Genomic DNA, 10,860 nt, shown 5'->3' on the forward strand with positions numbered 1-10,860 from the left:
CCTAAGAATCTCCAGCTTCTACAAGCTGGAGAGGTTCAATTAAGATACATAATTATTTAAATTATTTTATATAACATAATCTATATGTAGGTTATGTATGGCAAGTAAAGTAAATTCCACTCCTACATTAAAAGGAGAAGATGCAGCAAAATTTATTGAAAAATTAAATACTCCTTCAAGTAAAAATGAATTGAAATCCTTAAAAAGAGCTGATGAAATATTTAAAAAAATAACTTATATTCATTAAATATTTCATGGCAGCTTATAATTATTTTTTTTAGTTAATCCTTGAAACTTTTCCACAAATCAGTCTGAAGAACGCTTTTTTCACTCACTTCCTCCAATTTAAGGAACAGTTCCCAAGGAACAGATAATGTCAGATAGTCATTTGGTATGAAATGTTTCATCTTGCTTCTTCCGGCAAAGTCTATCGGTCCGAGCACAGGCTTTGGATTGTCGCTTTCAGCCTGCTGGAATGTAAAACATCCAATAGCCTGACAAGCTGATGCCTGTGGAGTCAATACATAATTGCCTTCAAGCCTGAATGATGAATTTATTTGAAGAATTGCGGTCAATTCGATAGGATTCACGGTAAATATCACGGATTCAGGAATCTCGCCGTCTTCCAGGTTTTCCAATCCCTTGAATATTACGTATTGTCCCTCATCATAAACCGGCCTGTTTTTTATGCTCTCTTTTGCGGTTTCAAAATCAGCGTATATTCTCTCACCATGTCTGAACATTTCACTTGTGTTTTTCGGCATGTGGGACAGTCTTGCCTCATAAGCCTCCCTGTCAGGTGCTGAGTCAACTCCGCAGGATAGGAATGATGCCTGAAAATTGATTGCATCCTCGTTTGGAAGTCCTGATCCCCATCCGAATCCAACTGATATTCCTCCACATGTGATGTTTTCACGTCCGAAGCAGGTTGTCTTTCTTTTGGCTATTGTCTGTGCAACGAAACTCATCACACAGCCCCCTCTGTTTTTAGGAGCAACTGCGTCTTCTGGCTTTTCATCGCTTTTAAGCAATACTATTGGCGTAAATTTCATGTTAAGTTCTTTTGATATTCTACTTTGCATATTAACTACCTCTATGGTCATGTTTTATTTGTGTTTTTAATATATATTGCGATAGTAATTATGGTTGTAATAACTGAAATTGCATTGGCCATCATTGAAGGCAACCTCAAACCTTCCGGAGCCTGCAGAATATATGCGAATGCGATCAGTGTACAGATGATTGCCGGTACCAATGTAACGATATATGGTTTTTCATTATGAATCAGATATGTGCTTGCAGCGTATAGTACGATGGTGGCCACTATCAATTGCATCCATGCAAAATATCTCCAAATTAATCCAAAATCAATGAATGTCAATCCAAATGATGCTAAAAACAATGGCACTGCTAATTTGAGTCTAGAAATCAATTTTTCCTGGTTGAGATTCAATTCATCAGCAATAGTTATTCTTGAACTTCTAAGTGAAGTGTCTCCTGTTGTGATTGGGCATACAACAACTCCGATAATGGTCAATACCAATCCGACAGGTCCGACCAGAGCTCTTGCCATGTCATGTACTGCAACTGAAGGTGAAGCACCGTAAATTACTGCAAGCTGTGGCTGACCGTGGAAGAATGCCATTGCAATTGCGGCCCAGCAAAGTGCAACCAAACCCTCCAATGCCATAGCCCCATAAAACACAGGCCTTGCATCTTTTTCATTTTCTATGCATCTTGCAACGATTGGGGATTGGGATGCATGAAAACCTGAAATAGCTCCGCATGCGATGGTCACGAAGAGATATGGGAAAATGCTTTGACCAGTTAAGTATAATCCTTGTGTTGTAACCTCTGGGATGGTGTATGCAGGATTCAATATTAATGCTCCGGTCATCATCACTACCATAATCAACAATAATGCTCCAAATACGGGATATACATTTCCTATAATCTTATCAATTGGAAATACTGTTGCAATTAAGAAATAAATGAATATGATTATTATCCAAATGAATATGTTGATGTCGGTTAGGTTGCTGAGCAATTCAGCAGCTCCCTTTGCGAAAGTGGCCGCAACAAGAATCCCTGTAATTACAATGAGAACTGCCATGGCCTTTTGGATTTTGGTTCCCAGATATTTTGAGATGATGTGTGGCATTGTAAATCCGTTATTTCTCATCGACATATATCCTGAGAAAAAATCATGGATTCCTCCAATGAATATTGTACCTAAAGTAATCCATAAGAATGCTGCAGGTCCGAACAATGCTCCTTGTATCGCTCCGAAAATAGGCCCCAAACCTGCAATGTTTAAAAAATGAACTAAGAAATTCTTGATTTTGGACAGGGGAATGTAATCAACGCCATCCTCCAGTTTGTATGCAGGGGTTTCGCGTGTCTCGTCCACGCCGGAGATTCTCTCAATAAACTTACCATAAATAAAGTATGATGCAATAATTGCCAAAAAACAAATGATAAAACTATACATTAAGAGTATTTTAGTAATCTATTAATAAATAGATTACTATTTTTTAAATGCATAGTATATATTACTTTTTAATAGTAATAACCGTATTATTCAACCCTAATATCTGTGAGTATTCAATGTTGTCTGAAATGCCAATCAACATATCAATATTGTCGGAATCCAAACTGGTGTCTACATTTGGATTGTATCCGATTCCTGAATATTTTATGGAAATGATTGTGGAGTTGTCATTGTCCCGGACAATCACATCAATCCAGTCCAATTCGTCATTGATTTCCAGAATGTAAATGAGCATCTCTTCTATTGCCAAACTAACCAATATTGATACTTTTTCATCAGGCAGAAACTCTTGAACCTGTCTGGATAAGTATACTGCATCGTTTACAATGGCATTAATGGTGTATTCCAATATATTTTCAGTGTCGTCGTGATGTTTCTTTAGGAAGAATCCTTCGTATTCTCCATTGGTCTTTTTATTCAGATAAATGGAATATAGGTAAATGAATGCTATTGTTGCTAGTTCTGAGACAACGAATGCAAACCATATTCCGTTTTCCTTCCAAATGATTGAGAACAGGAATACGAATGCAACTGGGAATATCAATCCGTTCAATAGTGTGAGGATATTTGCTAATTTCATGTTCTGTATGGATTGAACGTAGAATATGTACAGGAAGTTTATTGAATATGCCAACAGACTTAATGAGAATATCCTAACCGCATTCATTACAGTAGGAATGTCTGAAGGGTTGCTTACTGAAAATAGTACCAATATTGTCTGAGGGAATATTGTAAACAGTGCGGTGAAAAATATTCCAAATCCCAATACTATCTTCAAGGATCTTCTTGCAACATACTCAACTCCATTGTAGTCCTTTTCCTGGAAATAAACAGTTATGATTGGTAAAAGTGATTGTGATGTGCCAAAAATGAATATGCTCACCAACAATGATGTATTGCAGCACATGTTGAATGCAACCAAGTCTACATGGGTCATGACTTCAAGTATTATGAAGTTAACGATTACCAGTTTTATTGCTTGATACAGTGCTATTGAAGATGAGGAAAATCCAGTTTTGCATATGTTTGAGAAATATCTCATTGAGTTTCCGATTTTAACCTTAGTCAGTTTCAGTGTTCGTTTAGGGTTAAGGAAATAAGTGCAAAGGTAAACTGTTGCGATGATATATCCCACTACCATTGCCAGTGCGGCACCGCTAACTCCCATATTAAAGTATTGTATGAATATCAAGTCAAATACCACGTTCAATACGTTTGCTAAAAGAAATGCCCTGAATTGAAGTTGGACAAAATCATCAATTTTGGCAAAATATGCTAAAACAATGAAAAAGCAGATGAATGGTATTGCCAATAGATAGTATTTGAGATATTCAAAGACCAATGGTCTTAACTGACTGGAATTGCACAATATCTGAAGGAGTGTGTCTGGAAACAGCAGTCCCAATACCATGATTAATACTGAGATTATGATTATGCTTATAAGTGAAATAGTGAATATATTGTTGGCCGTTTCATCATTGAAGTTTGCTTTTTCGCTGGTTGCAAGTATAGTTCCTCCAAATCCTATCAACCAGTAGATCATGTTGATAAATTGGACCAATGGTTCCATACTTTGAATGACTGATAGGTTCATATGGCCTAAAAGGGCACTGATTATGAACGCATCAGCTAGAATTGCAAAATTTCCCGCTATTGCAGCAAGCAGTGTCGGAAAGAACAACTCTTTAAACTTTGAATTTAATAGGTTATATCTTCTCTCATAAGACATTTTATTCACTATTCCTTTTTTTTAAAATCACATTCCTTTTGATGCGATTATGACGTCACTAATGGAATGTGGAGGAAGCTCTATTTTATAATCTAAAACTTTTATTAAAGCTTCAATACCCTTACGTCCGCTTGACATTAACTCGTATGTGCTTTTTGGAACAAAAATGAATCCTCCGCTTTTGACTTTTTGGAATGAGTCAAGGATAATTTTTACCTTTTCCGCCTCATTTTTGTCAATCAGGCTCTTGTTCAGATTTACGATTACATACTCGAACTTGCTTTTTAAATCATTGATTTTTTCAGGGCTAATTTGATATATTTCAACATCCTCACTAAATTGATCTGTTATGAAAAGTCCGGTGCAGTGTTTTTCAATTTGCTTAACTTGTGGTAGGATTTCACTTAAATAAGTTTCATGATCTTTTAATTCTGGATATTTCTTATCCTCACTTAGAATTAATGAAAATGCATTTTTCTCAACATCTCTTAAGAAGTTTAAGTCATGGTCAACTTTTGATTTGTCTTCATTAAGCAAAAATACATATCCTGCAGCTGTGTCCAGGTCGTCAGTTTTTTTGAAAAACATGTCTTGGTAAGTTGTATCGATCAGGGTGCTGTCGTAAAATGATTTTAACTTGTTATTGATGTTCACTATAGGAGATGAGCGCACAATCCTGTTTGTAGGAGTTATGAAGAATTTCAAGGTACCGTGAGCGTATAATTTATATTTCCTTTGTACCTTGTCAAAGAAAGATTCTGGTTTTAAATAGGAATCAAGAATGCTGTCTGTTTCATGCTGGCCGGAAATCCTGTCTAAAAATTCAGCAGGCATTCCTCCACCGCATGGGCGACAATTGACCTCAATTAAAACAGGACCATCTTCATCAATCATATATTCACCATGAACAGGCCCATATTGAATTTCCAGTGCATCAGCTACCTTGTAAGCATATTCTACCATTTCAGCTTCACCGAGACCCAATTCATTCACTGTTTCACATGAGTCGTAAACGATTGCTCCATCTGATGTTTTGATCTTGTTGTACTTCCAGATTAGGGTAACTCTATGAGTTCCCTTATTGGATACGGTATTGACGATATATTCGGTACCATTTATTTTTTCTTGAACTAGGAGTTCCTCTATCTCATCCCCATAATGATTGACATCTTCAAACATTTGTTTAACGAATTCAATCATTTCTTCCCTATTTTCACAAATGCGCACTCCTGTTGAACCGCAACTGTAGGGAGGTTTTATAACAACTTCACTTAGGTTTTCATCATCATAGAATTCCAATGCTTCATCTAGATTATGAACAACTTTTCCTCTTATAGAACGAAGTCCTCTTTCAGCTAATCTGTTGTGCATTTCATCTTTTAAAGTCATTGCATCAAGGTTTTCGATTGAGTTGCCTAAAAGGCCTAATTCATGGGTCAATTTGGCGGCAAGAATAACTCCCCTTTCATTACCTGGAACAACCAGGAGAGGATCGAACTTTCTTATCTCTTCAAGGGTTTCTTCAAAGGTGTCCTTTTCGTAAATCATGTCAAATTCATATGGGATCTTTTCATATTCATCTAGGACATGTTCTCCAAATTTTTTTCCTTCTTCGGTTTCTGAATCTTTTAAATGCAGTACAATGGGATTATAACCCCTATTGATTATGTCTCCTATGTAATTTTTTCCAGTGGATATGCACTCAATAACAATAATGTTTCTCATATTATCTCCTTTCTGCTTTTGATATATTTACGGATGCTGTGCAATTTTTTTACATCAAGTTTTTTTCTTAATGTGATGTAGTCAATTATATTATTATATGTTATTTATTTTGTTTTAAATTTTGGGATAATTTGGCATTTTAAATAAGTAGATAATTGTTAGTGAAAATGATGCACTGTTCAGTTAAAACTATAACATTTAAATACTACTTTGACTAACTTAAAATAGGAATTCAGTGAGGTGAAAATAATGAGAAAAATTACTATCGCAATATTAGCATTAATCCTTGTGGGAATGTTAATTCCAACCGGATTTGCAACCGATTCCAATCTTGTAATAACATATGGTGAAAGTACAAATGCAAACAGCAATTATAAATCAATTGTTGATTCATTTTTCACAAGTCAATCAAATGTAAATTTAGGTGATGTTAATTCAAAAGTAATCACCGCTGATCAAGTAAATCAAATATCAAGCGGAATCACTGGTAAGACATACTCCTCAAGTCAAATATACTCATCAGCGCTTTTAGACCTTAATGACAACGACAATCTTCAGGTAAGCGTTGACAAGTCAAAAATCACTACAATAACTGGGGACATGTACATTTCAGCATTGAAATCTGCAGGTATCACTAGCGGACACGTCTATGTGACAAGTCCTGTGACTGCAACTGGCGAATCTGCTCTTGCAGGAATAATGAATGCTTATGAGGCAGCAACAGATGTTGCAATTCCTGACAATGTAAAAGAAGCGGCAAACAATGAAATCTACACTGAATCAAAAATAGTCGAAAACTCAGGTGTGGATGCTGACAGCCTATCACAATTGGTGAATGATGTAAAAGACCAAGTTTCAAGTGAAAATGTGACAGACCACAATACAATCGTGAATATCATCAACAATTATGTTCAAAACAACAACATTAACATAACCAACAATGATATTGAAAACTTGGCTGACAGTATTGAACAAGTACAAAACGTTCAAGGTGACGTTAACTACTACAAAGATAAAGTTAGCGGTTTTTTAAATAACGGCAATTCAACAGGTGGATTTTCACTTGACGGATTGTTTGACTGGATTAAATCCTTTGTTAATGGGATTTAAATCCCTTTCTTTTTTTAAGCTTTCATCATGTTAATTGATGTCATTTATATATGATAATAACCATATTTTATATGATGGAGGTGAATTTAAATTGAGATATTTTAAAAGCATTTTTAAAATTTCAATAATTCTGTTACTTCTGATAATTACTGTAGGATCAATCTCTGCTACAGACAGTTCTGATTCTGCAATAGATGATAGTCAAGATAATGATTTTGATTTGGATGAAGATTTGGACGATGGCTCTGATGATGATTCTGATGATGAGGATTTAGATGAGGATTTGGATGACGACGATGATTTGGATGATTCTGATGATGAGGATTGGGATGATGATTTCGACGAATCAGATTTCGATTACACCGATTACGATTATCTCGAAATGAAAATTCTCCTTTACTTGGATAAATATGGAAACGTCACAGATGAAGACTGGACAGAATCCGAAGACTTCCTAAATGAATATCAAATATATCTTGCTGATCCTTCAAATTACACTTTAAACGAAAGTGCGGAAGGTTATAATACTTATGTAAAAATATATGAGTCAATAACCTCTACATTTGGGGATTATGATCTAAAGGAAAATGAGACAGCATACCTTAAATTCTTGATAATTTATTATTTAAACAATTATGGAAATGTTAGTGCAAACTACACATGGAACGAAAGCGATGAGTTTTACAATTTCCATCCAAAAATTGCATACCTCATGGAATCCGGAATGGCTTGTGGAAGCGCTAGCGATATTGAGGATTCATTTAATGAAAGCCCATATTTCTATTCAAACTTAAATAATTTTTTCAACCCTATGTTGAATAATTCAACTAATAATTCGACTTCAAATGAGACTTCAAACAATGCAACAGTTTTAGACGCTCCCGACAACAATGATTCATGGTGGTCTAACATTGTCATTTTGGTTTTGGTTGTCATTTTGGTTGCTTTAGTGATTATTTAAGTTTTCTTTTTTTTATTTTTTTTACATTGCCTTTTGAATGTTTCAAGAATTTACTTTTTTAAACCATCTAGTATATATACTAATGAATCACATAAATAAACACATTAACTAATTAAATTTAATTAAATGAAGGTTTGATAATATGGTTAGATTTTCACAAACTCTTGATGATAGGCAACCAAAACGTCGAGAAAAATCATATGCTCAACAGAGTGATAATCAGTATTATGCTCGTGAAGAACCTGCTAGGTCAATTGACGATATCATGTACAGCAGGTTACCTAGGCCTAACCAGGTACAGAGAACCGTATATCAAGAGGAAACTCCATACGAACAGGATGAAGTAATCTACGTACAGCATCAAAGTGAAAGAGAATCTATCCAACCGGATTATACCAAACCAGAATTGAACTTCCCTCCTGATCAAAACATACAGTTCGGTGTGGAATACAAGCCAGGCTCAAGGCCTCCTGTAATTGGTAAGAATTACACTATCCGTTCAAATTCAATCATCTACAACGATGTGGTCATAGGGGACAATTTCAGGACTGGACACAATGTGGTGATTCGTGAAAACACCAACATAGGGGATGATGTTCTAATAGGAACTAATACTGTTATTGAAGGTGATGTAATCATCGGAAATGACGTCAGCATCCAATCTAATGTGTACATTCCGACCAATTCTGTAATTGAGGATAACGTGTTTATTGGACCTTGCGCTTGTTTTACCAATGATAAGTATCCTGTGAGGATCAACTATGAACTTCAAGGACCAAAAGTAAGGCGTGGAGCTTCAATTGGAGGTAACACAACATTCCTGTCTAATGTTGAAGTTGGTGAAGGTTCAATTGTTGCTGCTGGAGCTATTGTGATACATTCCGTTCCACCATTCTATTTGGCAATAGGAACACCTGCACGTATCAAGCCACTTCCAGATCACTTGAAAGTTCCAAACAGATTCTAAACGGTTACCTAAAGATTATATACTATGGAGATTAAACTATGGCTCAATACAAATGTAAAATTTGTGGATATGTGTTAGATGAAGACAATTATGAAGAAGGCTTGAACATTCCTGCTGGAACCAAATTCGAGGATTTGCCAAGCTCATTCAAATGCCCTAAATGCAGAATGGCAAAGGGAATGTTTGAAAAAATTAATTAGTTTTATATATTACTAACATATATAATAGTATTATAAACTTAAAAAATTTTTTAAGGAGATTGTTAAAGATGGCAAAATTTAAATGTAAATTATGCGGATACGTAACTGAAGAATTCGAAGAACTCCCAGAAGACTACAAATGTCCTATGTGTGGCGCAACCGCTGACATGTTCGAAAAAGTAGAATAGGTGTTTTAAATGGCTTACGTTTGTAAGGTTTGTGGATTCGTTTTAGATGAAGACGAATTACCAGAAGATTACGTATGTCCAGTTTGTGGCGTACCTGCAGCTAATTTTGAAGAACAATAAGTTCTTCTTTTTATATTTTTTCTAAAAACTGCTTATTTTTAAAACTAACTTTTATTTTTCCAGAGTATTTTTCAAAGATCTGCTCTATGTTTCTATTGTCTCTTGACACGACCTGATAGCTCACTTTATCCGAATACTCTTTATCAATTGCTTCAAGATTGTTGTTTCTGACTTCCCCATCAACAGTTTTTATGTCTGAGTATTCAAAGGTAAGCTCATAAACGTCATACTCTTCAATCTCAACGATTTCAGCTTCACCAATTGCCTCCATCACTGATTTTGAATATGCCCTTACAAGTCCTCCGGCACCAAGCTTTATTCCTCCGAAGTATCTTGTAACGACCGCAGTCACATTGTGAATCTCATTTTTTCTCAAGACATTTATCATAGGTTTTCCGGCTGTTCCGCCAGGTTCCCCGTCATCGTCAAAGCCCTCTCCATCCCCTACGATATAAGCGGTGCAGTTGTGGGTGGCATCGCTATACTGTTGGTTTAATTTTTGGATGATTTCCTTTGATTCCTTTTTGTTTTTTGTTGGAAATAATGAGCATATGAATTGAGATTTTTTGACATTTATTTCCACTTGGACTGGTTTTTTAATCGTTTTCATTGTTATCAATATATTTATATATTTTATCAGACATATTAACTTTAATAAATTTTATAAGGTGTTAAATTTGGCAAGTAGATCAGCTACAGTTTTGGTTATTTTTATAGTTGCCGTTCTTGCATTTTGTCTTGCAAGCGTTTTTGCATCTATGACAGGACCAATATCAATTATACCTAATGAAAGTGAATCTGGCGGAGGAATATTGGATAATCTTTCAGCTATTACTGATGATGATTCAATTGGAAGCAGTAGCCATAGCTATCAAAGTTCCAATGATCACTCCAGCAGCGATGATTCTTCATCAAAAGTAGAAACAACTACCGACGACTCAAGTAGTTCTGATCATAATAAGGATTCCAGTTCTGGTAAAAGTTCTTCTGATGATGGTTCTAGTTCATCTGGTGGAAGTTCTGGTAAAAGTTCTTCTGATGATGGTTCTAGTTCATCTGGTGGAAGTTCTTCTAGTGGCAGTTCCGATGTTGAAACTACCACTGGTTGATTATAACTACTTTTTTTCTTTTTTGAGGACGACTCAAAATTAATTATTTTTTTAAAAATTTTTTTTTTGAATTTATTATTATTTTTAGGTATTTTGTTTGTTTTCATGGTGTATGAGCTCATTTTGTATTGTTTCATTGTATATTCGTTTTAAATTGTGTGATATTGCGAGTAATTTTGCTTCTGTTTGTGTTCTTTTTA

Annotated in this window: 13 protein-coding genes; 8 read left to right on the forward strand and 5 right to left on the reverse strand. The window is 35.2% G+C overall.

Annotation, left to right across the window (positions count from 1 at the left end; translation table 11 throughout):
- The first annotated feature begins 97 nt into the window (after positions 1-97).
- Positions 98-247 carry a hypothetical protein gene (locus tag ILA26_RS07540; RefSeq protein ID WP_292895949.1) on the forward strand — a complete coding sequence of 50 codons (150 nt, stop codon included), beginning with the start codon at positions 98-100 and terminating at the stop codon, positions 245-247.
- Positions 248-281: 34 nt separating this feature from the next.
- On the opposite strand, the gene ILA26_RS07545 is transcribed toward ILA26_RS07540, so the two are convergent.
- From ILA26_RS07545 to ILA26_RS07560, 4 genes are all read right to left on the reverse strand, one after another.
- Positions 282-1,082 (reverse strand): DUF169 domain-containing protein, encoded by an 801-nt coding sequence (locus ILA26_RS07545; RefSeq protein ID WP_292895951.1) that lies wholly within the window; start codon positions 1,080-1,082, stop codon positions 282-284.
- Between the two features lie 17 nt (positions 1,083-1,099).
- Positions 1,100-2,491, reverse strand: coding sequence for a carbon starvation CstA family protein (locus ILA26_RS07550; protein WP_292895953.1), 1,392 nt, complete (start codon positions 2,489-2,491; stop codon positions 1,100-1,102).
- A gap of 61 nt (positions 2,492-2,552) precedes the next feature.
- Positions 2,553-4,280 carry an MATE family efflux transporter gene (locus tag ILA26_RS07555; protein ID WP_292895955.1) on the reverse strand — a complete coding sequence of 576 codons (1,728 nt, stop codon included), beginning with the start codon at positions 4,278-4,280 and terminating at the stop codon, positions 2,553-2,555.
- A 27-nt stretch (positions 4,281-4,307) separates the two neighbouring features.
- Positions 4,308-6,005: an ATP-grasp domain-containing protein gene (locus ILA26_RS07560; protein WP_292895957.1), complete on the reverse strand. Its 1,698-nt coding sequence runs from the start codon at positions 6,003-6,005 to the stop codon at positions 4,308-4,310.
- A 249-nt stretch (positions 6,006-6,254) separates the two neighbouring features.
- On the opposite strand from ILA26_RS07560, the gene ILA26_RS07565 reads away from it, so the two are divergent.
- From ILA26_RS07565 to ILA26_RS07590, 6 genes are all read left to right on the forward strand, one after another.
- Entirely contained in the window at positions 6,255-7,115 is an 861-nt protein-coding gene (locus tag ILA26_RS07565) for a DUF1002 domain-containing protein (protein ID WP_292895959.1), read from the forward strand.
- A 91-nt stretch (positions 7,116-7,206) separates the two neighbouring features.
- Positions 7,207-8,076 carry a hypothetical protein gene (locus ILA26_RS07570; RefSeq protein ID WP_292895961.1) on the forward strand — a complete coding sequence of 290 codons (870 nt, stop codon included), beginning with the start codon at positions 7,207-7,209 and terminating at the stop codon, positions 8,074-8,076.
- A gap of 379 nt (positions 8,077-8,455) precedes the next feature.
- A complete protein-coding gene (locus ILA26_RS07575) occupies positions 8,456-9,043 on the forward strand; it encodes an acyltransferase (protein ID WP_292895971.1) in 588 nt (195 codons plus the stop codon).
- Positions 9,044-9,081: 38 nt separating this feature from the next.
- On the forward strand, positions 9,082-9,243 hold the full coding sequence (locus ILA26_RS07580) for a rubredoxin (protein WP_292895963.1): 162 nt from the start codon (positions 9,082-9,084) through the stop codon (positions 9,241-9,243).
- A gap of 68 nt (positions 9,244-9,311) precedes the next feature.
- On the forward strand, positions 9,312-9,431 hold the full coding sequence (locus tag ILA26_RS07585; protein ID WP_292742121.1) for a rubredoxin-like domain-containing protein: 120 nt from the start codon (positions 9,312-9,314) through the stop codon (positions 9,429-9,431).
- Between the two features lie 9 nt (positions 9,432-9,440).
- Positions 9,441-9,551: a rubredoxin-like domain-containing protein gene (locus tag ILA26_RS07590; RefSeq protein ID WP_292895965.1), complete on the forward strand. Its 111-nt coding sequence runs from the start codon at positions 9,441-9,443 to the stop codon at positions 9,549-9,551.
- Between the two features lie 10 nt (positions 9,552-9,561).
- Here the strand turns inward: ILA26_RS07590 and ILA26_RS07595 are convergent, their stop codons facing one another.
- Complete coding sequence (locus ILA26_RS07595; RefSeq protein ID WP_292895967.1) at positions 9,562-10,161, reverse strand: YigZ family protein; 600 nt, start codon at positions 10,159-10,161, stop codon at positions 9,562-9,564.
- Positions 10,162-10,228: 67 nt separating this feature from the next.
- Here ILA26_RS07595 and ILA26_RS07600 point away from each other — a divergent pair, with 67 nt between their 5' ends.
- Positions 10,229-10,660: a hypothetical protein gene (locus tag ILA26_RS07600; protein ID WP_292895969.1), complete on the forward strand. Its 432-nt coding sequence runs from the start codon at positions 10,229-10,231 to the stop codon at positions 10,658-10,660.
- Positions 10,661-10,860 lie beyond the last annotated feature (200 nt).

Source organism: Methanobrevibacter sp. (assembly GCF_017940815.1).
Taxonomy (GTDB): domain Archaea; phylum Methanobacteriota; class Methanobacteria; order Methanobacteriales; family Methanobacteriaceae; genus Methanocatella.

Bases quoted from the DNA above. Each gene is read 5' to 3' on its own strand.
- ILA26_RS07540 (WP_292895949.1), top strand. From the start codon at position 98: ATGGCAAGTAAAGTAAATTCCACTCCTACATTAAAAGGAGAAGATGCA.
- ILA26_RS07545 (WP_292895951.1), bottom strand. From the start codon at position 1,082: ATGCAAAGTAGAATATCAAAAGAACTTAACATGAAATTTACGCCAATA.
- ILA26_RS07550 (WP_292895953.1), bottom strand. From the start codon at position 2,491: ATGTATAGTTTTATCATTTGTTTTTTGGCAATTATTGCATCATACTTT.
- ILA26_RS07555 (WP_292895955.1), bottom strand. From the start codon at position 4,280: ATGTCTTATGAGAGAAGATATAACCTATTAAATTCAAAGTTTAAAGAG.
- ILA26_RS07560 (WP_292895957.1), bottom strand. From the start codon at position 6,005: ATGAGAAACATTATTGTTATTGAGTGCATATCCACTGGAAAAAATTAC.
- ILA26_RS07565 (WP_292895959.1), top strand. From the start codon at position 6,255: ATGAGAAAAATTACTATCGCAATATTAGCATTAATCCTTGTGGGAATG.
- ILA26_RS07580 (WP_292895963.1), top strand. From the start codon at position 9,082: ATGGCTCAATACAAATGTAAAATTTGTGGATATGTGTTAGATGAAGAC.
- ILA26_RS07585 (WP_292742121.1), top strand. From the start codon at position 9,312: ATGGCAAAATTTAAATGTAAATTATGCGGATACGTAACTGAAGAATTC.
- ILA26_RS07590 (WP_292895965.1), top strand. From the start codon at position 9,441: ATGGCTTACGTTTGTAAGGTTTGTGGATTCGTTTTAGATGAAGACGAA.
- ILA26_RS07595 (WP_292895967.1), bottom strand. From the start codon at position 10,161: ATGAAAACGATTAAAAAACCAGTCCAAGTGGAAATAAATGTCAAAAAA.